Origin of the sequence: Rubripirellula obstinata (genome assembly GCF_001642955.1) — a bacterium.
Taxonomy (GTDB): Bacteria; Planctomycetota; Planctomycetia; order Pirellulales; family Pirellulaceae; genus Rubripirellula; species Rubripirellula obstinata.
The window spans coordinates 89,883-112,243 of the sequence record NZ_LWSK01000007.1 but is presented as its reverse complement, the minus strand read 5'-3'; the positions used below and the strand labels follow the sequence as shown (position 1 = coordinate 112,243).

31 protein-coding genes and 1 other RNA gene are annotated in these 22,361 nt (G+C 57.5%); 18 read left to right on the top strand and 14 right to left on the bottom strand.

Annotated elements, in window-relative coordinates:
- The 11 genes from RC85_RS04195 to RC85_RS04140 form a co-directional block, all read left to right on the top strand.
- A partial coding sequence (locus tag RC85_RS04195) for an efflux RND transporter permease subunit (RefSeq protein ID WP_162273162.1) occupies positions 1–1,818 on the top strand: 1,818 nt, incomplete at its 5' end.
- Between the two features lie 25 nt (positions 1,819–1,843).
- On the top strand, positions 1,844–2,188 hold the full coding sequence (locus tag RC85_RS04190) for an RND transporter (RefSeq protein WP_068258951.1): 345 nt from the start codon (positions 1,844–1,846) through the stop codon (positions 2,186–2,188).
- A gap of 2 nt (positions 2,189–2,190) precedes the next feature.
- Positions 2,191–2,793 (top strand): cation diffusion facilitator family transporter, encoded by a 603-nt coding sequence (locus RC85_RS04185; RefSeq protein WP_068258949.1) that lies wholly within the window; start codon positions 2,191–2,193, stop codon positions 2,791–2,793.
- Between the two features lie 309 nt (positions 2,794–3,102).
- Positions 3,103–4,293 (top strand): hypothetical protein, encoded by a 1,191-nt coding sequence (locus tag RC85_RS04175; RefSeq protein ID WP_068258947.1) that lies wholly within the window; start codon positions 3,103–3,105, stop codon positions 4,291–4,293.
- A complete protein-coding gene (locus RC85_RS04170; RefSeq protein ID WP_068258946.1) occupies positions 4,271–5,461 on the top strand; it encodes a hypothetical protein in 1,191 nt (396 codons plus the stop codon). Before RC85_RS04175 ends, RC85_RS04170 begins: the two co-directional genes overlap by 23 nt.
- Positions 5,462–5,661: 200 nt before the next feature.
- Positions 5,662–6,297 (top strand): sigma factor, encoded by a 636-nt coding sequence (locus tag RC85_RS04165; RefSeq protein ID WP_068258944.1) that lies wholly within the window; start codon positions 5,662–5,664, stop codon positions 6,295–6,297.
- A gap of 60 nt (positions 6,298–6,357) precedes the next feature.
- Entirely contained in the window at positions 6,358–6,591 is a 234-nt protein-coding gene (locus tag RC85_RS04160) for a hypothetical protein (protein WP_068258942.1), read from the top strand.
- Positions 6,592–6,632: 41 nt separating this feature from the next.
- Positions 6,633–6,800, top strand: coding sequence for a hypothetical protein (locus RC85_RS04155; RefSeq protein ID WP_157593873.1), 168 nt, complete (start codon positions 6,633–6,635; stop codon positions 6,798–6,800).
- Positions 6,793–7,542 carry an ATP-binding protein gene (locus tag RC85_RS04150; RefSeq protein ID WP_068258936.1) on the top strand — a complete coding sequence of 250 codons (750 nt, stop codon included), beginning with the start codon at positions 6,793–6,795 and terminating at the stop codon, positions 7,540–7,542. Before RC85_RS04155 ends, RC85_RS04150 begins: the two co-directional genes overlap by 8 nt.
- 56 nt (positions 7,543–7,598) lie before the next feature.
- Positions 7,599–8,057, top strand: a complete 459-nt coding sequence (locus RC85_RS04145) for a DUF669 domain-containing protein (protein WP_068258935.1) — start codon at positions 7,599–7,601, stop codon at positions 8,055–8,057.
- Positions 8,058–8,153: 96 nt separating this feature from the next.
- A complete protein-coding gene (locus tag RC85_RS04140; protein WP_068258931.1) occupies positions 8,154–8,738 on the top strand; it encodes a RusA family crossover junction endodeoxyribonuclease in 585 nt (194 codons plus the stop codon).
- Between the two features lie 4 nt (positions 8,739–8,742).
- Here RC85_RS04140 and RC85_RS26595 read toward each other — a convergent pair whose 3' ends face one another.
- Positions 8,743–8,994, bottom strand: coding sequence for an addiction module protein (locus tag RC85_RS26595; RefSeq protein WP_068258930.1), 252 nt, complete (start codon positions 8,992–8,994; stop codon positions 8,743–8,745).
- A gap of 47 nt (positions 8,995–9,041) precedes the next feature.
- On the opposite strand from RC85_RS26595, the gene RC85_RS04130 reads away from it, so the two are divergent.
- A complete protein-coding gene (locus RC85_RS04130) occupies positions 9,042–10,703 on the top strand; it encodes a DEAD/DEAH box helicase (RefSeq protein ID WP_068258929.1) in 1,662 nt (553 codons plus the stop codon).
- Positions 10,704–10,720: 17 nt separating this feature from the next.
- Here the strand turns inward: RC85_RS04130 and RC85_RS04125 are convergent, their stop codons facing one another.
- Positions 10,721–10,942: a hypothetical protein gene (locus RC85_RS04125; protein ID WP_068258928.1), complete on the bottom strand. Its 222-nt coding sequence runs from the start codon at positions 10,940–10,942 to the stop codon at positions 10,721–10,723.
- Between the two features lie 35 nt (positions 10,943–10,977).
- Here RC85_RS04125 and RC85_RS04120 point away from each other — a divergent pair, with 35 nt between their 5' ends.
- The 6 genes from RC85_RS04120 to RC85_RS04095 all read left to right on the top strand — a co-directional run bounded on the left by RC85_RS04120 (position 10,978) and on the right by RC85_RS04095 (position 17,905).
- On the top strand, positions 10,978–13,182 hold the full coding sequence (locus tag RC85_RS04120) for a bifunctional DNA primase/polymerase (RefSeq protein WP_068258926.1): 2,205 nt from the start codon (positions 10,978–10,980) through the stop codon (positions 13,180–13,182).
- Positions 13,183–13,406: 224 nt separating this feature from the next.
- On the top strand, positions 13,407–13,745 hold the full coding sequence (locus RC85_RS04115) for a hypothetical protein (protein ID WP_068258924.1): 339 nt from the start codon (positions 13,407–13,409) through the stop codon (positions 13,743–13,745).
- 226 nt (positions 13,746–13,971) lie between these two features.
- A complete protein-coding gene (locus RC85_RS04110) occupies positions 13,972–15,000 on the top strand; it encodes a cell division protein ZipA C-terminal FtsZ-binding domain-containing protein (protein ID WP_160148056.1) in 1,029 nt (342 codons plus the stop codon).
- A 33-nt stretch (positions 15,001–15,033) separates the two neighbouring features.
- Positions 15,034–15,642: a YdeI/OmpD-associated family protein gene (locus RC85_RS04105; protein WP_200836738.1), complete on the top strand. Its 609-nt coding sequence runs from the start codon at positions 15,034–15,036 to the stop codon at positions 15,640–15,642.
- Between the two features lie 54 nt (positions 15,643–15,696).
- Positions 15,697–16,503, top strand: a complete 807-nt coding sequence (locus RC85_RS04100) for an ATPase (protein WP_068258920.1) — start codon at positions 15,697–15,699, stop codon at positions 16,501–16,503.
- Between the two features lie 91 nt (positions 16,504–16,594).
- The gene (locus RC85_RS04095) at positions 16,595–17,905 is read left to right on the top strand and encodes a DNA modification methylase (protein WP_068258918.1); all 1,311 of its coding nucleotides are present in this window, start codon (positions 16,595–16,597) and stop codon (positions 17,903–17,905) included.
- A 9-nt stretch (positions 17,906–17,914) separates the two neighbouring features.
- Here RC85_RS04095 and RC85_RS04090 read toward each other — a convergent pair whose 3' ends face one another.
- The 12 genes from RC85_RS04090 to RC85_RS04030 form a co-directional block, all read right to left on the bottom strand.
- Positions 17,915–18,235 carry a hypothetical protein gene (locus RC85_RS04090; RefSeq protein ID WP_068258917.1) on the bottom strand — a complete coding sequence of 107 codons (321 nt, stop codon included), beginning with the start codon at positions 18,233–18,235 and terminating at the stop codon, positions 17,915–17,917.
- A gap of 3 nt (positions 18,236–18,238) precedes the next feature.
- A complete protein-coding gene (locus RC85_RS04085; RefSeq protein WP_068258915.1) occupies positions 18,239–18,475 on the bottom strand; it encodes a DUF4314 domain-containing protein in 237 nt (78 codons plus the stop codon).
- Between the two features lie 10 nt (positions 18,476–18,485).
- Positions 18,486–18,725, bottom strand: a complete 240-nt coding sequence (locus RC85_RS04080; protein ID WP_068258913.1) for a hypothetical protein — start codon at positions 18,723–18,725, stop codon at positions 18,486–18,488.
- A 252-nt stretch (positions 18,726–18,977) separates the two neighbouring features.
- Positions 18,978–19,214, bottom strand: a complete 237-nt coding sequence (locus tag RC85_RS04070; protein ID WP_068258909.1) for a hypothetical protein — start codon at positions 19,212–19,214, stop codon at positions 18,978–18,980.
- A gap of 252 nt (positions 19,215–19,466) precedes the next feature.
- Positions 19,467–19,697 carry a hypothetical protein gene (locus RC85_RS04065; protein ID WP_068258907.1) on the bottom strand — a complete coding sequence of 77 codons (231 nt, stop codon included), beginning with the start codon at positions 19,695–19,697 and terminating at the stop codon, positions 19,467–19,469.
- Between the two features lie 15 nt (positions 19,698–19,712).
- Positions 19,713–20,195, bottom strand: coding sequence for a winged helix-turn-helix domain-containing protein (locus tag RC85_RS04060; protein WP_068258905.1), 483 nt, complete (start codon positions 20,193–20,195; stop codon positions 19,713–19,715).
- 28 nt (positions 20,196–20,223) lie between these two features.
- Positions 20,224–20,301: hammerhead ribozyme type II (locus RC85_RS04055), an RNA gene on the bottom strand.
- A gap of 2 nt (positions 20,302–20,303) precedes the next feature.
- Positions 20,304–20,570: a hypothetical protein gene (locus RC85_RS04050; protein WP_068258903.1), complete on the bottom strand. Its 267-nt coding sequence runs from the start codon at positions 20,568–20,570 to the stop codon at positions 20,304–20,306.
- Positions 20,571–20,818: 248 nt separating this feature from the next.
- Entirely contained in the window at positions 20,819–21,088 is a 270-nt protein-coding gene (locus RC85_RS04045) for a hypothetical protein (RefSeq protein ID WP_149752563.1), read from the bottom strand.
- Between the two features lie 160 nt (positions 21,089–21,248).
- Positions 21,249–21,467: a hypothetical protein gene (locus RC85_RS04040; RefSeq protein ID WP_068258899.1), complete on the bottom strand. Its 219-nt coding sequence runs from the start codon at positions 21,465–21,467 to the stop codon at positions 21,249–21,251.
- Positions 21,468–21,521: 54 nt separating this feature from the next.
- Positions 21,522–21,749, bottom strand: a complete 228-nt coding sequence (locus RC85_RS26590; protein ID WP_149752564.1) for a hypothetical protein — start codon at positions 21,747–21,749, stop codon at positions 21,522–21,524.
- A gap of 252 nt (positions 21,750–22,001) precedes the next feature.
- Complete coding sequence (locus RC85_RS04030) at positions 22,002–22,307, bottom strand: hypothetical protein (RefSeq protein ID WP_149752565.1); 306 nt, start codon at positions 22,305–22,307, stop codon at positions 22,002–22,004.
- Positions 22,308–22,361 lie beyond the last annotated feature (54 nt).

The window sequence follows — 22,361 nt, the reverse complement described above, 5'->3', positions numbered from 1 at the left end:
GTCGAGGGCAAGATGTTTCGGCCGATGGCGTTGACGGTCATCTTCGCGCTTGCCGGTTCGATGCTGTTGTCGATGACATTGATGCCGGTGCTCGCCAGTTTGCTGTTGCCGAAGAAGATCAGTCATCACGAGCCGTTGCTGGTGCGAATGCTCAAACGCATCTACCGTCCGATTTTGCACTTCACGATGCACCAACGGATCGCGGTGATCAGTTTCGCGTTGGCGGTGCTGGTCGTCGCGTTTGGCATGATCGCACCCAACCTGGGCACTGAGTTCATGCCTCAGCTAAGCGAAGGTGCTGTCGCGATCAATGTGGTGCGACTAGCCGGCACGGAGCTGGACGATTCGATTCAGTTCAATACGCGAATGGAAAAGGCGTTGCTGGACTCTTTTCCCGACGAGGTCACTCACGTTTGGAGTCGCATTGGTTCGGCGGAAATTGCGACCGATCCGATGGGACTCGAACTGACCGACGTGTTCATCACGCTGCGTCCGCGTTCGCAGTGGCAGAAAGCGAGCACGCAAGCCGAGCTGACTCGATTGTTCGAGGAAACACTCCGCGACTTGCCCGGCCAACGATTGGCTTACACGCAACCGATCAAGCTACGACTGGATGAACTCGGTACCGGCAGTCGATCCGACATCGCGGTCAAGCTATACGGCGACGATTTGGATGTGCTGTCCGAGAAGGCTGCTGAAATCGAACGCGTGTTGTTGACCGTTGATGGTGCGGCCGACGTCGGTGCGACGCAGTTGACTGGCCAACCGATGTTGCAAATCAAAATCCGGCAGGACGAGATCGCTCGCTACGGCGTTCCTGCCAGTGCGGTGTTGAACATTGTCGAAGCGATCGGCAACCGTCCGGTCGGCGATGTGTTTGAAGGTCAGTTGCGGTTTCCATTGACTGTTCGTTTGCCGGACGAGTACCGCGGTGACCCAGAGTCGATCCGAATGATCCCGATCACGACGCCGCGCGGCGAGCAAATTCCGTTGGGCCGCTTGGCTGACGTGGATGTTACCACCGGTCCGTCGCAGATCGCTCGCGAGTGGGGCCAACGCCGCGTCACGGTGTCGGTCAACGTTCGAGGCCGCGATGTGGGCAGCTTCGTCGCAGAAGCACGCCGCAAGATTGACGAACAGATTGTGATGCCCTCGGCTCGATATTACGTCGAGTTCGGTGGGCAATTCGAGAACATGATTCGGGCCAGACATCGCTTGATGATCGTCGTGCCCGTCGCGCTCGTGCTGATCTTTTCGTTGCTTTACATGACTTATGGAAACATCGTCGACACCGTCCGCGTCTTCACAGGCATCCCGTTCGCGTGGACCGGCGGCATCATCGCGCTGTGGCTGCGAGACATGCCGTTTTCGATCTCGGCGGCCATCGGGTTCGTCGCGTTGTCGGGCGTTGCGGTGCTGGATGACATGTTGTTGGTGTCGACGATCCGAGCGTTGCGACAGCGTGGACTCGGTTTGGAAAAGGCAGTCGAGGAAGCGGCGTTGACGCGACTGCGGCCCGTGTTGATGACGACGCTGGTCGCGGCTTTGGGCTTCGTCCCGATGGCGTTCAGCACCGGCATGGGCGCGGAAGTGCAACGTCCGCTGGCCACGGTGGTTATCGGTGGCGTGATCAGCGCGATGGTGATGTCGTTGCTGGTCCTGCGAGTGCTTTACATGGTTTTTCAATCGCCGATCTCGAATGACAAATTGTCCGGCGAAGGCGTCAATGCCCATCAAAGCAATGGGCATGTTTACGAACCACGCGGCGCTGATGGCGTCGCAACCGACCCCGAACGTTTCGGGGTCGGAACGAAATAAGAAGTCTCTACACAAAGGAAATGAAATGCGTTTGATCTATGGAATGTCGTTTGCGGTTGCAGCCTTGTTGTTCGTCGGCGTAACGGGCTGCGGCAGCAGCAACGAAGCACCGGCGACGGAAGAGCCGGTTGCCGAAGTGTCGATGGGCGATCACAGCGGATGGTGGTGCGTCGAACACGGCGTCCCCGAAGAGGAATGTCCTTTGTGCGACACGAGCTTGGTCGGCGACTTTAAAGAGAAAGGCGATTGGTGTGACGAACACAATCGACCTGACTCGCAATGCTTCACCTGTAATCCCGACAACTTCACCCAGTTCGCCGCTCGCTACGAAGCCAAGTTCGGAGAGCAGCCACCTCAACCGACGGAATAGACATGGCCGATTGCGGATGCGAATTGGAAGCCGAGAACGACGCACAGCGAAGTACGCTGCGCGTCGTTCTGGTCATCAACGCGGCGATGTTCTTAACGGAGATCGTCGTCGGGATCGTTGCCGGTTCGACGGGTCTGGTTGCGGACTCGCTAGACATGTTGGCTGACGCGAGCGTCTACGCGATCAGCCTCTACGCCGTCGGTCGAGCAGCCCGCATCCGACGTGGTGCGGCAACCGCCAGCGGAGTGTTGCAACTAATTTTGGGCATCGGTGTTCTCGTCGAGGCTGGCCGACGATTCGTTAGCGGCGGCGAACCTGTTGGTCTCTTGATGATGGGAATGGGTGTCGTCGCACTGATCGCCAATTCGTATTGCCTGCGTCTGATCGCCAAGCACAAAGGCGGTGACGTCAACTTCCGCGCCTCCTACATTTTCTCCGCCAACGATGTGATCGCCAACATCGGCGTCATCATCTCCGGCCTAATCGTGAAGCTCAGCGGCTCGCAGATTCCCGACCTGGTTATCGGCATCCTGATCGCCGCCGTTGTGGTGTGGGGCGGAGTGAGAATCCTGAAAGATGCCCTCGAAGACGGACGCAACGGCTGACATCGGTCGCCTGCGGTAGATGCCAGTCGGCGGACGATTCCGAGGATGCGTAGTTGCCGATTGCGTGCGAAGTCATGTTCGCCGATGGGGCGTCAACCGGATTTCCGCGTTCGTCGCCGAAAATTTTCCGCCCCGGTTTTTGCTGTATTTTCGGCATTTCCGGAGGATCTTTCCCAGACCCCGTGACCAAACGTGTCCAGGGGGCTGCGTTCAATGCGGATGAAACCACTCGTTTTGCTAGCAAGCTGGACCCGCTGGCAATCATCCGCCCAAGGAAGTGACCCGCTCACGAAAGAGCTCCGTGTTTTTATGTCAACGTTCAACCTCACTCGCTTCACCAACATCGAGACACTGCGATCCATCGCCCCCGTCAATCTCTGCAACCTGCTGCGCCCACACACCAAGTATCTGGAGACCCGCGGACTGAAAATCCCGACCGACAAACGGGCCGAGTCACTCGACTACGACCGACTGATTGAGATCCTCCGCAACCCGACTCAGCGGATGCCCGCGACTCTGGTCGATCAGCTTTACGTGCTGCACGAAATGTCCACGCAACGAGCGATGGACGTTCTGTTGCTGGCCGCAAACGAAGAGGGAGTCGTCATCTATTCCAACGAAGCGATGACGCCGGCCGACTTTGTGTTTCGCGTTTGGATGGTCAACCCGACGCTGGTCGAAAAGATGCATTCGCGGTTGGTGCTGCGCCGTCGTCGACGTCGTGATTGTTTTCCCAGTCACGGTCCCGACAAGCAACCGGTCAAGCCAACGGCCGCAGCGATCAAGAAGATGGAACAAGATTTTTCAGCGTTCTACATCGAGAACCATCGCGATCGACATTGCAAGGTCTTCACGACTTACATGGACGACAAGTGGGAGTTCACGATCGCTCATGGAGGATTGTACGATCGGATCGAGACCGTTGAAGGCGATGACGTGACGACCAAATTGTTGCGTCCGCGATTGTACGCGACCGTTGCTCTTGATTTGCTGAACAGCGAATTGACGATGAACACCGACATGAAGCGGGCGAAGGAGTTGTTCCGGTTCTATTTCGGCAAGCTTCTGTACGACGACCCGAATCGGTTCCCCGGCAGCACGAAGTATTCGCTCGCACCGCTGGTCGAATTGGGTGTGGATGCGTTGGCGGTCAACAGTTTTCCTGGAATCGACAACGTGGTGTTGCAGCGAGTGTTGATACGCCCGGATGGTCCTGGTGATCCGTACGAGATCAAGGGCGCGGCAGACTTGTTTGAGTACTTGGAAGCGAGCGGCCAAACGTTGGAGACGCAAGATGAGATCGCCGAAGCGGTGTTGAGCGTCACGTTCACCGACAATCGCACTCCGCGGTCGGTGTCGATTTGCCAGGGCAACGTTGCCAGCTACACACGTGATGAGGACGCCGTGACGCTGGAAGCTTGGATGCGTGAGCGTGGGTTCATTGTGCCGCGACAAAAGCCCAAGGTGGCGACGAAGAATGAATCTTTGGCGAACGTTTGAATCGGCTGGCGAGCTGACGGACGTTTTGCCTTGGTGGCGAATGCGGCTTGGAACGGAGTTCGAGTCGCTTCGCCGCTTTTTGGTGGCAACGGATCGCAACGCGGCGAGCTATCCGAGCGAGTCAGGGCGGCGTTTTCGCGTCGTCGCGGACACGTTTGGTGTCACCGCGATGGACGATGATTCCGGCGTGGCGGTGGAGCTGACACCGGACGACATCGTGTGCTGGCGATGGGACGTGCGGCGTTTCAGTCGAGAAATCGCTGGCGTTTTGGAAATTGCGGTGCAGCATGAACGGGTTGGCCGCACATTGCATGAAACCAAAGTCGGTGACTTGTCGATCGAACTCGGTGGGCGACCAGTGTATCTGTGCCTGCGCGGTTCGGCGTCGCTGGCAATGTCCGCACTGACCAACATCGCCGCTCATGCAAGGCAGCCGTATCTGGTGCTGCATCCCACCGCCCGAATCAAAACGCACGCGGTCGATGCGATTTTGAAGGCGACCGATGGCGTGATGATGTCGTTGGATTCTTTGCTGACTCTTGACTCGACCGGTCGGTTTGTCGAAGCGAGTGATTCGCAGCGGCAGATGTCGTTGGCACTCGGCATTGCAACGACGGAACCGCTGCAACGCAACACGTTTCATCTGGTCGGTGACATTCGCGAGATGTGGTTCGATGGTCAACGTCACATGATGCCGGAGACGGCGGGCACTTGGTACATCGCGGCGTTGTTGGCTCAGCCGAATAAACCAATTGAAGCGACTGAGTTGGAGGCGTTGCGTGTTGGCACGGACGCGAGACGATCTGGCGGAGTGGATGAAGAGGTCGTCGACGAGGAATCGTTGCAGCGATACGAGCAACGGGTTCGAGAGATCGCGTGCGAGCTGGACATCGCCAAACGCAACAACGACTTGGCCGAACAAACGGCTTTGCAAAACGAGCAAGCCGCAATCGCCAAAGAGATTGGATCGGCGAAAGGTCTGGGCGGTCGAATCCGCAAACGATCCGATGCGACGCGGACCGCCAACACCGTTTCGCAAAACATCACTCGCGACATCAAGAAGATCCGCAAGCACCACGAATCGCTGGCCAACCACCTGGCATCGGCCATCACTCGCGGTTCCACGTTGGCTTACCGGCCGGACCGCGACTACGCCTGGATGCTCTGACCAATTTGCCCTGAAGTTTCCGCGATCACACCGTTTGTGGATATCTCACACGACTTGTGTGGCCCCATCCGCGGCTGAGGAATCGAGACTCGGCCGCACGATGTCGGCCCGCGGGTCTGGCGATTCATGGAGAGTCGCCGGCGTGGTTTCTGTTGTCATCGGATGCGGCCGGTGAATTCCCTCAGCCGGAGGGATTCTTCATGGCCAAACGCCAAACCACGGATACGCCCACGCCCGATGTCGTCAACGCTTATGCGATGCGGATGGTTCGCGTCAAAGCGATCGAGCTCTGCGAAAAACCGGAGTTCGCGGGCGACGAACGCGAGGACATCGAACAAGAGCTGACGCTGTTCTTGCTGAGGCAAGCCGGCTCGTTTGATCCAGACAAAAGCACTCTGAACACGTTCATCAATCGTGTCATTCGGTCTCGCGTCTGCACGCTTCAAAGAGATCGCGTTCGCAAGCGTCGATTGCCGGCCTCGTTCGGCGGCGTCAAGTCGACGGCGGACACGATCGGACGCGGTTGCGAGGCGACGACGATTCAGGAAACGCTCACGCCGACCGACCGTGATCGTCGTCTGGGACGTGAATCACGCGACCCAAACGCCGACATCCGCTTGGCGATCGACGTCCGCAATGCCATCGAGTCGCTGCCGACGGAACTGCAACCATTGGCTCGCAGTTTGATGATTCACAGGCGTGTCGAAGCGACAGAAATCTTGAAAATTTCGCAGCGTGCTTACACCCGTCAATTGCGGGAAATCGGCGAACACTTTGCTGCACTCGGACTGAATTTTGACGACCAGAGCGATCACGAAAACGGGCCAACGGATTAAGTGACTGGTAGGCGAGTCGCACTTCGCGGCTCACACGATTTGCTTCTCGTCGGAGTTTCCATGGACGGATTGGACATTGAAAAGCGAGTGGGTTTGTCACTCGCCGTCGGACGCTACCTGCGATCGGCCGAACGTTTCAACGAGTCGTCACGTGAGTTTACGAGTGCGTGTCGGTCGCTCCGCAAACGACTTGGTAGCGAACAACGGTTCGTCGTCCAAGTCGACTGGAAGCATTACCTCGTGACGTCCGATCGCGATGGCAATTTCGATGTCGAACAAATTACTTCGCTGTGAAATCACCGCAACCAACACATTGCTGGCGGTGCGGCAAAGCGATGCTTTCAATCCGATCAAAGTATCCGACTTGCGATGACTGCGTCAGCACACCGCTCTACCCAAACGACAACAACGGCAGCCGTCGCAACGGAGCCAACATCCACAGCGACGTCGCCGAACGCTACCGAATCAACCACACCTATCACGGAGACAACCACAATGCTTGAAACGATCCAACGCGGCAAACAATCCAAACCACCCCGAGTTCTGCTTTACGGCGTCGAAGGCATCGGCAAGTCGACGTTTGGCAGTGAAGCACCGAAGCCGATCTTCATTCAAACCGAAGATGGGCTGGATGAGATCGACTGTGACCGCTTTCCGCTGGCGACGACGTTTGATGATGTCGTCGCGGCGTTGAAGACGCTCGCCAACGAAAAGCACGATTACGAATCCGTCGTGATTGATTCGCTCGATTGGCTCGAGCGTCTTGTCTGGGACAAGCTCTGTCAGCAGTACGCCGTCGAGTCGATCGAGAAGGTCGACGGCGGGTACGCACGTGGTTACATGCACGCCCTCTCTTTGTGGCGTGACGTGCTGGATCTGCTCGGAACGCTCCGGTCTCGCGGAATGGTGATCGTGTTGATCGCTCATTCCAAGGTCGAGCGTTTCGAGGATCCGGAATCTTCACCCTATGACCGCTATTCGCCGCGGCTTCACAAGCATGCCGCGGCTCTCATCAAAGAGTGGTGCGACGCGGTGTTGTTTGCCACTCGCAAGATGCGAACGCAAACCGAAGACGGCGGATTCAACCGTAAACGCACGATCGCTCACGCCATCGGCAAAGAAGGCGGCGAACGCGTGGTGCGTGCTTACGGTTCGCCGACATGCGTGGCGAAGAACCGCTACGGCATCGCCGAAGAATTGCCGCTGTCCTGGCCGGCATTTGTCGGTGCGATGACGACCAACTAAACGACTTAACCAACCTTCTTTCTACAGACTCCAGACTAGGGACTAAAGACTCAATTATGGCCAACCTTCAAGGCTTTGATGCCAACACCGTCGAACCATCCAACGACATGGAACCGATCCCCGACGGCAAGTACGTCGCGGTGATCACCGACAGCGAAATGAAGCCGACGAAAGCCGGCACGGGAAACTACTTGCAGCTTGTTTTTCAGATCGTGGAGGGAGAGTACGCAAACCGTCTTCTCTGGGTGCGACTCAACCTCGACAACCCCAACGCGACCGCGGTGGACATCGCCCGCCGGGAGTTGTCCGCGATCTGCCGATCCGTCGGCGTCTTGGTGCCCTCGGATTCGACGGACCTGCACAACTTGCCGTGTGTGCTGACGGTGAAGTTGAAACGCCGCAACGACACCGGCGAGTTGCAAAACGAAGTGAAGGGCTACGCCAAGGTCGGCGCGACCGTCGAACCGAAGCCGGCCTCACAGATCAGTGGCACGGACGCCCCTTGGAAGCGATAGCCGCGGCCTCTTTTGGATCGCTTCCAAGCCTGACGCTCGGCCGGCACGGATTGCCGGCCGGGCGTTTTTTGTTCGCCCACTCGATGAAGCTGCATCATGTTGAAACTGAAACTGCCTTATCCACCGACCATCAACCACTACTGGCGACACGTCGGCCAGCGTGTGTTGATCTCCAAGAAGGGCCGCGAGTACCGCGCCGCCGTCAGCGTCTACCTTCGCAACAAACGAATCGAAACACTCGAAGGACCGTTGTCGGTTGACATCGAATTGCACATGCCCGACCGTCGCCGACGCGACATCGACAACGTCCTCAAAGCGATGCTCGATTCGTTGCAGTGGGGCGGTGCGTTCCTGGACGACAGCCAAGTCATGCGTCTGGCAATCGAGAAGATCGTTCCGGAGAAGAAGGAAAAGCCCAAACGACGAACGAAAGCCGAGATGAAGGCCGGCGTTGAGCGGAAAGTCGAGAAGCCCGAAGGCAAAGCGATTGTCTGGATCGCCGAAATCGACACCGAGCAACAAGCGACCGCGAATCGCATCTGTCTGCAATGCCATCAGTCGTTCGAGTCAACAGGACCGGCGAATCGAATCTGCGGCGATTGCAACCAAGAGCAACGAGAGATGTCACCCAACGCCGTTCCCACTTGGCTCGGTAAACGACAAAGCGGGAGGGCGTTGTGACGACTCAACGTTCATCGGCTTCTTCGCCATCGGATGAACTCGACCAACCCAGTTCCTTTTGCACTTCTTCCCACGTCTGTCCTCTGGACGGATTCGCAAGAAGTTCCTGCTCCCTGCGATCCAGTTCCGCCTTCGCCTCATCCGAAAGAGGAAATCGACCTGAAAGGCAGAGTTCATCCAGCACCCTCGATGCAATCAGCACTTGGTCCTTCGGGTCCATTCGCTGAATCGTCGCAATCATTTCTTCCACGTTCATTTTGTTTCTCCAGTTATCAAGCCAACCTACCGCAAGCTAAACCACCAGTGAAGCTACGAACCTATCAACAAAACGCCGTGGACGCAGTCTACGATCATCTTCGCAACCGCGACGACAACCCGGTCGCCGTGCTGCCCACCGGTGCCGGCAAGTCACTCGTGCTCGCGAAGATCGCGTCGGACGCTGTGAACCAGTGGAACGGCCGCGTTCTGATCTTGGCTCACGTCAAAGAGTTGCTGGAACAAAACGCCGACAAAGTGCGCCGGCTTTGCTCCGACATCAACGTTGGTTTGTATTCCGCTGGCCTGAAGAAGCGAGACACGAACACTCCCGTGTTAGTCGCCGGCATCCAGAGCGTTTACAAGCGTGCGTGCGACGTCGATCCGTTCGATTTGATCGTCGTCGATGAAGCCCACCTGATCTCGAAAAAGGGCGATGGCATGTATCGGCAGTTCTTGGCCGATTGCAAAGTCATCAATCCGAACGTTCGAGTCATTGGTCTGACCGCGACGCCGTTCCGCCTTGATTCCGGCATGATCTGTTCGCCCGATCATTTCCTCAACAGCATTTGCTACGAGATCGGAATCAAAGAACTGATCCGCGACGGTTACCTCTGCCCGCTTGTTTCCAAAGCCGGCATTAACCGAGCGGATTTTTCAAGCGTTCACCTTCGTGCCGGCGAGTTTGTCGCGGACGAAGTTGATCGTTTGGCGGGCGACGACGCCCTCGTGTCGGCCGCGTGTGCCGAGATCGTCGAGCTAACAGCCGATCGCCGGGCGGTGTTGATCTTTGCGTCGTCGGTGGCCCACGGGCGGCAAGTCGTCGAAGCATTGCGAGACAACCACAACATCGAATGCGGCTTCGTCACAGGACAAACGCCCGCGGACGAACGCGACGAATTGCTCGCTCGTTTCCGTGGCGATCAACCGACATCACTATTGGCCGACGAACCGTTGCGTTTCCTCTGCAACGTCAACGTCCTCACGACAGGCTTCGACGCACCGCGAGTCGATTGCGTCGTGATGCTTCGTCCAACGATGTCACCGGGCCTGCTTTACCAATGCGTAGGCCGCGGCTTTCGGCTGCATCCTGACAAACAGAACTGTCTGGTCCTCGACTTCGGCGGCAACATTGAACGTCACGGACCGATCGACCAAATTAAACCCAAGGACAAAGCCGCTCGCCCCGGCCAAGAGCCGCCGGCGAAAGAATGCGAGAAGTGTCACGCTCTGGTCGCATGCGGCTATGCGAACTGTCCCGAGTGCGGTCATCCATTTCCGCCACCGGACCGCGAAGCCCACGATGCCAAAGCCAGCGAAGCCGGAGTGCTCTCCGGCGAGGTCACCGACACCGACTACGACGTCCAAGACGTGATCTATCGTATTCACCGCAAACGCGACGCCGACGAAGACGCCCCGCGATGCTTGCGAGTCGACTACATGATCGGCCTCGACAAATGGCAGAGCGAATTCATCTGCATCGAACACGCCGGCTACGCCCGCCGCAAAGCCGAAGCATGGTGGAGCGAACGATGTCTTGATCCATGCCCAACCAACGCCGAGGAAGCCCTCGACCTGGCCGACGCCGGACTCCTCGCTGCCCCCGAGACGATCACCGTCCGCTCGATCGCCGGCCAAAAATACGACCGCATCATCAAACAGACGCTGGGTGAGACCACGAACGCCGCGTTAGAAGAGGCTCCGTTTTGAATTCAGAAATACACGCATCACGACTGGTGTTCATTGTGCCGGGCGGCCGTATCTGTTTGCCCGCTGATGTGACGACGCGACAGTATCTCAAAGATCTCTTTTTGATTCGGATCCGTTTCGCTTTCGACCTCCACGGCCGGAACGCTCACGACAACTTCCGTTCCGTCAGCAAGGTCAAATGGCTCCACTGGAACAGCAACGCCGTTTTGAATGATTGCTCGATAATTTGTTTTGCTCATTTTTGTATCCATTTTGGCTGTCGTTAGGATAACCAATGACGCCAGCGATCCCAATCGACGTCCGGTCGCAAGTCGCGATCTATCGCCAGCGTGGCTGGTACTGCGTGCCGCTGCGCCCGCGGTCGAAGTCGCCGGTGCGGAACGATTGGCCGAATGTTCGCATCGAAGCCGATGACATCAAGACATCTTTTTCGGCGAAAGATAATCTTGGCATCATCTTAGGTGAACCGTCAGGATGGCTCGTAGACGTGGATCTCGATTGCCCCGAAGCGATCGAATTGGCCGACAGCTACCTGCCACTAACTCCAGCCATCACCGGTCGCCCATCAGCACCGCGATCACATCGTTGGTACATCGCAGTCGGCGCGACGACTGAAAAGCACACCGACCCAAACGACGGTTCGATGATTGCCGAGTTGCGATCGACCGGCGGGCAAACCGTCGTCGGCCCAAGCATCCATCCCGATGGCGAACCCTACGATATTCTCGATGGTGACCCCGCAATCGTTCCTGCACCCATGTTGGCCGCGTGCGTGAAAGCACTCGCCGACGCGGTGATTGTCAAACGAGGTGTGCCGGCACCGATCAAACTGCCGATCCAGGCACCGCGATCGGCAGCCGATGGCGACGTGGAACAACGTGCTATCGCTTACTTGAACGCCATGCCGCCGGCGGTTTCCGGTAGCAGCGGTCACTCGCAAACCTTCGCCGCCGCGACCGCACTGGTTCACGGCTTCGGCATCGACTCCGATCGAGCGTTGGCGATCCTGCAAACCGATTACAACCCACGATGCACACCGCCATGGTCCGATCGCGAACTGCAACACAAGATCAACCAAGCCGCGACCAAGTCGCACGACCGCCCGTTCGGATGGCTCCGCGATATCGGGCCGATCGAACCGGCCGATGACGTTGACCTCAGCAAATTACTCGCAAAGCCGAGGGTGGTTGAGGACGACGAGCCTGCCCCGGAGCCGCCTCCCGTCGTCGTTGATCCGGGCGTCCTTCCTGATCGTTTGCTTCGCATGCCAGGCTTCGTCAACGAGGTCATGGACCATTGCCTCGACACAGCACCGTACCCGAACCCGGTGATGGGGTTCTGCGGAGCGTTGTCGCTGCTGGCCATGCTCGCCGGCCGCCGCGTGCGTGACCCCGGCGACAACCGCACGAACCTCTATCTGCTGGGGCTTGCTCATTCGGCGGCCGGCAAAGATTGGCCGCGGAAGCTCAACATTCGGATTCTGCAAAGTGTCGGTCTCGCCGATTGCACCGGCGAACGATTCGCGTCCGGCGAGGGCATTCAAGATTCGCTTCACATGACCCCGTCGATGTTGTTTCAAACCGACGAGATCGACGGACTGCTTCAGTCGATCAACAAATCGAAAGACGCCCGGCACGAACAGATCATGACAACGCTGTTGACGATGTACTCGTCTGCCAACAGCGTCTATCCGATGCGACGCAAAGCGGGAAAGGAAGCCGCCGGCGTGATCAACCAACCAAACCTAGTGATCTTCGGCACCGCGATCCCGAACCACTACTACGAGACCTTGTCCGAACGCATGCTCACCAACGGCTTGTTCGCCCGCATGTTGATCTTCGAGTGTGGCAAACGCGGCAAAGGCCAGGAACCAAAGATCCTTGACATCCCCGATTCGATCTTGGCAACTGCCGAGTGGTGGGAGAACTTCCGCCCCGGTGCCGGCAACCTCGTAGACTGGAGCCCGACACCCGCGATCGTCCCGCACGATGCGGATGCGTCGCGGTTGTTGGTCGATGCCCGCGTGGACGCAGAGACCCAATACGAGAAAGCTGAGGAGTCGAACGATTCGGTGGGCACGACCGTTTGGGGACGCGTTAGCGAACAAACGCGAAAGCTGGCACTGTTGCACGCCGTCAGTCGTCGTTGTCGCGAGCCAGTCATCGACGGCGAATCGGCTCGCTGGGCCATCGAGGTCGTCGAGCACCAAACGCGACGCATGTTGTTCATGGCAAGCGATCACGTCAGCCACAACGACTTCGACGCGATGGCGAAAGCCGTGGTCAGGCAACTGAAGAAGTGGAAAGCCAAACGCGGCGACAAGCCGATGCCCGAGTGGGAATTGACGCGGCGGTTGCCATGGAAACCGAGCGACCACAAAGAGGTCATCAAGCTGCTCGACACCCAACGCCTAGTCGTCCGTCAGCCCTCTGATTCAAAGACACGTCCGGGCTTCGTCTACCGGCTGGTTGAAAACTGAGGAAACGAATGCCTCAACCGATCCACTCGCCAGGCAGCGTTCACGCAGACCAAAACCACGTTGCGGAATTGAAACACCGCACTAAATCCCACCAACTCACAAATCGCCGTAAGTTCAAGGAGACAAGCACTTTGTATAACACAAATAATAATTCATCAATTCATCAGACAAGCACGTGTACGCCAACATCCACGCGTCCACATAAGAGCCCTGAGGATGAATTGATGAATTGCGGTATTCCAAATCAGCCCGAACCGTCGTGCTGGGATTGCCGCTTCTTTGACACGTCGCCACTCTTAGATCGCGACCAACCGCCCGAAGAAGAATGTGAGAAAGGCGAGTGCCGACGTCTCCCGCCGGTATGCGACCATGGCAACCGCGAAGCCTCGGTGAACTACGCCGAGTTCCCGATCGTGATCGCGTGCGATTGGTGCGGCGAGTTCGCCCCACGCCGCAACACGCCGGCCCACGCCCACGCCATCGAAGCCAACGCCGCCTTCGACGCAGCGGCCCGCGAGGACGCGACCGACGCCGCGGTGTGCGGCCACACCCGAGACGTTTAGGTACTCCCGGCCAATCCGTTCTCTGGTCAGGGCCGCGGGAACAGCGGCGGTATTAGGCACAGTTTGTTTCGCTTGTCCGAACGAAGCCGTAAGACGTCAACCAAGCTGATATATTCTCGTCATGAATTACTTCAAACGATTGGCTGGCCGAATATCGGCGGGAATAAAGTTCTCCGCAATGGCTGCCTTGATTGCTGGCACTGGATGTTCAACCGAGGAAAAACCGATGTCAACTGAACGAGATGAGTTTGGTGAATTCTTCTTATCGACCTCGAGCGAGAGCGGTAAACGTGCCGCGTCCGTGCTTCCGACATCAGGATCAGAAGACGTCTCCCGTTTACTTGGCGTCATTGATGTAGACAGCATGGAGGCGGAGCCCTGCGAGCGTGATGAATACTTGCCTGAGGCGGCCAGCGAATGGGTTCTGGATGTCGCGTTCCTAGACGATGGTCCCATTGACCCAAAAGTTTTGTCTGAAGCCTTCGGAGAATCATTTCGAGAGTGTTTCGGAAGGGTCTCTTTGTACGGAAAGGACTTCAAAACTGGATTTTGGACGTTCTTGATTTCTTCGGACGGGCCTGAAAAAGTCACGGGACTAAAACTCGCTTGGCGTTACTACGCGTCCAGGCAAAGAGATCCCCAGGTAACGTCGGCAATTGAATTTCAAAAACGGATAGGAGCCGTTTCCGAAGCACTCCAACCCGTCGTTGGCGAAGTGAAGGTGATACCGGCACTTTCCGCGAAGGACGCTGCAGCAAAATCAAGCCGTCTCTCAAAGCTCAGCGAGAAGTTCGACAAACGCTTCGCGATCTACCTTGACGCACCCGAACCAAAGCTCTTTGAAGGACGCGACATCTGGGATGTAATGCTTTGCCTAGGCTTGCAGTGGGGCGATATGGATTGCTTCCATTGGATCAACGAATCGGAAGTCGGTGGGGACTACTTCTTCAGTGTCGAGTCATCAACCCCGCCGGGCTATTTCATCCCTGAACAAATTGCCGCTGACCAGACTCGAACGCAAGGTCTCATCTTCTTGTTCAACGTTCCTCGAACGGCATTTCCCACGATCGTCGCCGAACGGATGGACCAAGCTGTTCGATATGCTCAGTCAAGGCTGGGTGGTGAAATCCAGTACACGCTCGGCCAAGAACTTGCAGACCGTGACACGATTTTGGAACGCATCAAATCAATCGAGAGCGAACTTACCGAGTTGGGCTTTCAACCGGGAAGCAGTCCGGCGATGCGTTTCTTTTAGAGCACGCAAAGCCGTCGCGATGTAGCGAAGCGAATGCCCAATCAAATGCAAATTTCCGAAACGATTAAACCGGCCGATCGAAAGGCGTGGCGTGACTGGCTACAAGCAAATCACACCGAGAAGACCGAGATCTGGCTTTTGCTCGACAAACGACTGGACGTGCCATCAGTCGAGTACCTCGACGCGGTCGAAGAAGCGATCTGTTTCGGTTGGATCGACGGCATCGCCAAGAAGTATTCTGAGTTCGAGAAAGCCCAGCGTCTAACGCCACGTCGCAAACGCAGCAACTGGACCGAGCTGAACAAGGAACGCGCTCGCCGGTTGATCCGGCTTGGCTTGATGACCGACGCCGGCCAAGCAACGTTGCCAGACCTTGCGATCAATTTTTCAGTCGCCGAAGACATCGTCGCGGCCCTCAAAGCGGAGCCCGAAGCCTGGGGACATTTCGAGTCGTTCCCAGATCTCTACAAACGAGTCCGCATCGGCTACGTCGAAGAGATGCGAAAGCAGCCGACCGAGTTCGACAAACGGCTTCGCAACTTCATCACCAAGACCGCCGCCGGCAAGATGTTCGGCAACTGGAACGATGACGGAAGGTTGTACGAATCGCAACGCTTTGGCAACGGCGAGGCAAGGGTTTGATCTGCCATTGAACAAACGGTAGTCTCCGCCAACGCGAGAAATAGGAGACTGAAATTGCCAGCAGAACAACAACCCACCGTCTATGTCATCGCCGGCCCGAACGGTGCCGGCAAAACAACCTTTGCGATGAGCTACTTGCATGCGTTTGCCGGTTGTCGGGAATTCCTTAACGCAGACTTAATTGCCGCCGGCTTGTCGCCCTTCCATCCAGACTCACAGGCGGTCCCGGCCGGCCGCTTGATGCTCGGGCGAATTGAGGAACTCACTCGCGGACGCAAAACCTTCGCTCTTGAAACAACGCTCGCCGGCCGCGGCCATGCCCAGCGGTTGACGCGGCTCAAGAACGAGTGCGGCTATCAAATCGAACTCATCTTCGTGTGGTTACCGACCGCTGACTTCGCCGTCGATCGCGTCGCCAACCGAGTTCGCCAAGGCGGTCTTAACATCCCCGAACCAGTCATCCGCCGGCGGTTCGACCAAGGCATCTCCAACTTCGCAAAACACTATGCCCCCATCGCCGATCGCTGGGCAATCCTCGATGGCACTTGGTACCCACCCAGCCCCGTCGCTCAGCACGAAAACAACGACACAGTCTGTTTCGACACCCCAGCCATCGAGGCGATTCAAACTCGAACGCCAAACTTGCTAGACAAACCTCTGGCGACTTCAGCGAAACCAACTTCGTTTTTCGATCGACTTGAATTAGCCGCCAGTGAAATTACCCAAACGATCATTGCCGCGGCCGTCCGCGTTCCAACGCCGATCCTCGTTTGGGGCGACGGAGAAACCGTTCGGATCAATTCCATCACAGAACGACGCATTCCCGACCACGTCGGCGACGACTGGATGGATCAGATCTAGATAGCGAACCAGCCAACCCACCCAACCATCGAACCAACCACCCAACGACCGAACCTTTTCCGTTTCTTCCCCTTTGGAAAAGGACTCTGCCATGCAGGTCGAAATGTGGACGCTTGATCGAATCAAGCCTTACGAAAACAATCCTCGCATCAACGACGATGCGGTCGCCGACGTCGTACAAAGCATCAACGAATTCGGTTTTCGCCAACCGATTGTTGTTGACACCGCCGGCGTCATCATCGTCGGCCATACGCGATTCAAAGCTGCCAAGGTTTTGAGCCTAACCGAAGTCCCGGTTCACGTCGCGACGGACATGGAACCCGAAGCGGTTCGTGCTTACCGGATCGCCGACAACCGCACCGGCGAAAACGCGGAGTGGGATTTTGAGTTGCTGCCACTCGAACTCGGAGCGTTGCAAGACAGCGGTTTCGATTGCGAATTGCTCGGCTTCGATTCGGACGAGTTGGCGAAACTGCTCGATCCCGGCGTCGACCAGGGTTTGACTGATCCCGACGACGTTCCCGAACCGCCCGACGAAGCGATCACGCAGCGCGGCGACATTTGGATCCTCGGTGACCACCGATTGATGTGCGGCGACTCGACCAGTGTCGAGGACCTTGATCAACTTCTGGCCGGCGCGAAGATTCAACTTTGCAATACCGACCCACCGTACAATGTGAAGGTTGAACCGCGAAGCAAGAACGCGATCGCCGCCGGCAACAGTTCCTTCGAGGCCGGCAAGGGCAAGACGAAGGAAGGCCCGAAGAAGATGCGGGCGAAGGACCGGCCTTTGGAAAACGACTTTGTTTCCGACGAAGAGTTCGACCGGCTGCTCAAAGCCTGGTTCAGCAACATCACCCGCGTGCTCGAACCCGGCCGGTCGTTTTACATTTGGGGTGGGTTCTCAAACATTGCGAACTATCCGCCTGTCCTCGCTGCGGCCGGTTTGTATTTCTCGCAAGCAATCATCTGGGACAAGCAACATCCTGTGATGACGCGAAAAGATTTCATGGGCGCGCACGAGTGGGCGTTCTACGGATGGAAAGAAGGAGCCGGCCACAAGTACTTCGGGCCGAACAACGCCACCGACCTTTGGCACGTCAAGAAGATCGCGCCGCAGAAACTCGAGCACCTCACCGGCAAACCCGCCGAACTCGCGGTCTTGGCGATGCAGTACTCGTCGCGCCGCGGCGAGAACGTGCTAGACCTATTCGGCGGCAGCGGTTCGACGTTGATCGGAGCCGAGCAAACCGGACGCAAGGCGTTCTTGATGGAACTCGATCCGCCGTACTGCGACGTGATCGTGGACCGCTTCCAACGCTTCACCGGCAAAAAAGCGGTTCTCGAACGAACCGGCGAGTCACCGATCCCGGTCGGTGCCCGCGAGGAGAACATGCGATGAGCGGTCGCGTCAAACTTCCTGGTGCGTCCAACCCTTTTCGGTCATCAGGTAAACATGCTCGGCGTTCAAGTACTGAGCGAGCGACATCAATTCATCGGCGGATTTCAATTCGTTGGTTCGCCGGCTGGTTTCAAAGTATTTCGGCAGTTCCGGTCGCGGCGAAAGTGATCGGATTTCGCCGGCCTGAATCAGTTCAAGGGCTTCGTCCGGATCAACGTAGCCGCTGGTCAGAATCGGCATCACGTGGTCGGGGTAGCCGTCGAAATGCAGGTACGTCGCCAGGATGGTTTCGTCCGGCAATCGGATGGCGAGGATGGCTCTTGTCGACATGGGTCAGTTTCCTTGTTCTTCGGGAGACGGATGTTGGCCGGCGTCGAGACGTTCGACGCGGTCCGGTGGAATGGAAAGCATCAATGACCGGCCGGTGTCCCAATCAACATCGACTTGCGTCCAGCCGTTTTGCGGATACACGCCGGCGACCGTTCCGGCGGTGCCGGCGGGAATCGGGTCGGGGTCGTCGGTCATCGAAACCAGGCGGACCCGGTCGCCCGCCTTGGGGATGGTTGGCATAGCTGCGTTCTCAGTTGCGAGCGTTGTTGGTTTCGTCCACCAACGCGGCAACTTCAGAAAGTTGGGCGTTGATCAAGTTCAAAGCGCGGACGTGCGTCCAACGCAACGCCTTGTTGTCGGGTTTCAGCATGCGATCGAGTTGCAATTCGATGTGTTGCAAAAGGTCGCGTGAAATTTGGTGAGCGTTGTCGTACGCCGCGGCCGGTTCGATCGGCCGCGGGGCGAGGGTTTGAACGTTGGCGTTCTTCATGTCGTTTCTCCGTTTGGGAAAGGAATCGTTTCGCGGTTTGCGTGTGACACATGGAGCCATGACGTTTCGCCGGCAGCAAGCGAAGTCCGGCAAACATTCCAAAAGAACTCGAATGTTTTTCATCGTCGGCCAACGATCGCAACAAACGCCGCGTGTCGGCCGACTCCGGTGCGCAGCATGGTTTGCCGTCCAACGAGAAAACGCCCGGCAGTCGCGGGCGTTGGGCGTGTGTCGCGAAGCCGCGGTCGCCGGCTAGAAAGGGATGACCGAATGCGGGTTGTCGCCGGTGATTCGGAATTGGTTACCGGTTGTCATCTCGGCGTACAGTTCGTGGTCGCGTCGCGTGACCCATTTCACATCGCCGGGTTCGCGGTCGGCGGTTCCCGGTCGCCAACATTCGTAGCGGCAACCCGGTTCGGGATAAACCTTCTCGCCTTCTTCGAGGTGCGAAAAGCAGCCGATGTCGCTGATGTAGAATTTGGTGTCCATGTTTTGTCTCCGTTGAAAGAAGTTTTTCGGAACGCCCCGTTGGCGTGTGACACATGGAGCCATGACTTTTTCAACGCAGCAAGCGAAGGCCGGCGAACAGTCCAAGGAATGTTGAATGTTTTTCATTGCCGGCCAACGACCGCGAAAAACGCCGCGTGTCGGGCGACTCCGGTGCTCCGCATGGTTTGCCGCACAACGAGAAAACGCCCGACCGTGGCCAACGTCGGGCGTGAGTGGCGAAGCGTTCGCCGGCTAGAAGGAAAGTGGAACCAAGACGTGAGCATTCGGTCCGGTTACCGCGAACTCGCGTCCGTTGGTTGTTGTGGCGAGGATGCGGTTGCCGCGGCGGGTAATCCCGACCACGGTCCCGCGTTCAAACCGGCCGGCGATCGTCCGCAGCTCGTAACCCATGTCGGCTTCCGGTTTTGCGGTCTCGCCGTCAACCAAATCCTCGATTTCGCGTATGTCACCAATCGTTTTCATGGCGTCGCCTCCCCTTCAAACCCGCACCGTGAACCGGCCGCGTTCGGTTTTGACAAACCGGCTTTCGTCGCCGCGTTTGAGGTCGCGCAAAATGGCCGAGTACAAAGTCGCGTGCGGAGTTTTGCCTCCGGGGCTCTCCCAGAGGTTTTGTTCCACCATCGCCGTGATCATTTCTTGCGAGTTCATTGGCTGGCTGGCGGTTTCCAAAACCTGCAAAGCCGCTTTGACGCACGAAAGCTTTTTCTCGCCGCCGGCGGGCGTTTCCGATTTCGCCTTCTTCTTCAACACCCGTTTGGGTTCACCGGCTGCCGGCGTCGTCACCGCGCGGGCCGGCCATTGAAGCCGGGCGGCGGTTTTGATGCGGACTTTTTTGTTGGTCGCCAAATTGGTCGCGTCCCAGCCGCCCGACGAATTCTCCGCGTCGATCCGGACCGTGACTTTCTTGTTGGTGACCTTCGCGAAGTACTCGCCGCCGATCTTTACGTCTGCCTTTTTCATCTTTGTCTCTCCGTTCGGAATAATTCGTGGTTGGCTGCCATCGTCAGGCGGCGGGCACCAACCCGCCGCGACGCCGGCCCGTTGCGGGTGAGCCGGCGTTTCGGCTTTTCAAACCCAACGCATGACCGGGGGCACCCGTCGGCGGACTGGCCGGCGAAACATGTCGTACCAGCGGTCAAACGCTTCGCTGCAATCCGACCGCTTGATACCGATCGAGTCGTACGTGACGTGCCGGTTTGGGTCACCGTGTTCGGCGTATTTTTCTTCTGTAATCAATTCCCATTCGCGGCCGTGGAAGGTGACGAAGTAGCCCTCGTCGCGTCCGTTGACCCAGACTGTGCCGGCGTAGCTTTCAACTTCAAAAGAAAAGTCCATGGTTTCGTTCTCCGGTGCGTTGGTTGGTTATGTACCGCGGTGTTGCGGTGACACACATGAGCCATGGTTTTTCAAACAGCTCAAGCGAAGTCCGACAGGATTCTGGAATGTTTTTCAATGTTTTGATTCGCCGGCGACGTTGCCGCGTGTGGCCGGCGGTTGGTCGCCGGCATGGTTTACCGAACATGCCGGCAAGCGGGCGACACCGGCGGGCCGTGGCCGCCGGTGCCGCGTCCGTGCGGCTGGCGTTAGACAAAGGTGCCCAGGTCGCTCTCGTCGAATTTGTCCAAGGCCATCCGGGCGATGTAGTGCTCTTCGAGCAAGATTCCGTTCATCAATTCGCCGGCGTCAGCGTCGGCCATTTCGAGTTCTTCGGAAAGCGTCGCCAGTCCCTCGGCGGCCTTGTAGTACGCTTCGCGAATTCGCTGTGCCCGCTCGGGCGTCATGGTTGCGAAGGCCGCGGCGAACCGTGCTCGGATCTTTTCGTTGGCCGCGTGAATCTCTTTTTTGTTCGTCATCTCTTGGTCTCCGGTGGAAAGGTTTGTTCGCCGCCGTTCGTTCGGCGTTAACACACATGAACCATGGTTTTGAAAACACCTCAAGCGAGTTCGGGCAGCTTTTCGCAGCCTTTTTCCATGTTTCTGGAAAGCTGTGATAACTCGCGACACACGGGCGAATTCAGTCTGTGAAATTCTTTTGGAACTTCACCAATAACCCGTCGACTTCGCCGTGCAGGTCGTCCAGTTCACCGAAATAGCGATCGAACTTTTCGGGGTTGGCCGCTTCGAGGATCGGCATGTTCTTGACGGCCGTGTGCAATTTCTCGATCAGTTCAAGCGCGGCGGTGCGGGCATACAAAAGGTCGGCGGTGGTCGGCCGGTTGGCGGTATTGGGCATTGGTTGGTTCTCTGAATTTGGGTTGTTTGAATCTTGAAGTTTCGTTTTGGTTCGCTACCGAAGCCTTCCTTCGAGTTCGTTCGCGGCGGTCCAGACGGCTCGGTGTAGGTTCTCGGCAGCCATGAAATGGATTTCTTTGGTTTCGTTGTCGCCGGGTTCGATGTCGGTCAAATCTTCCGCCTCCGACATCAGTTGCCGAAGGATGCGAAGGGCCGCTTCGACGTTCTCTTCGAGCGTCTCGTACTGCGGCAGCCGCGAGTGGTATTCAAAATTGGTTTGCATGGGTGTGTTTCCGTTTGCGGAATGAAGAATTCGTTTCGGTGACACACATGAGCCATGGGTTTGCAAACAGCTCAAGCGAAATTGGCAAGCAATTCGTTGGTTTCTTGAATGTTTTTCGACGCCGCCGACGTGGCCGGCAGACGCGCCGTGTGGCGTCGTTTCAACTCGCCGGCGAACCATGCCCGAACAAGAAAACGCCGCGGCGTTGGGGCAACGTCGCGGCGTGTTGCGGTGCGGCGAACTCGCCGGCGGTCAGTCGTTTTCGTCGATCAAGTACTGCAGCAATTGGCGGCGTTCAAACAGCGCGGTGAGTTTTGCTTTCGCTTCGCTAGCGTGGCGGGCGTCTTGTTCGGCGAACTCGGTCCAACCCATCGAACACGGTTCTTCGGCGATCATCGCTTCGCATTCCTTGACCGCCGCGATCCCGCGGGCGGCCAATCGTTCGGCCGCTTTGGCGAGGTCGCGTTTGGCGTCGGGAATCATCCATTCGAGTTTCGCCAGCTCGGCGCGGATGGTGGTTTCGGGTGTCTTGGTTTTTGTCTCGGTCGCGTTCGCCATGGTGGCGTCTCCGGTTTGTTGGGTTGAAAGAAGAATCGTTTCGGAAACACACAT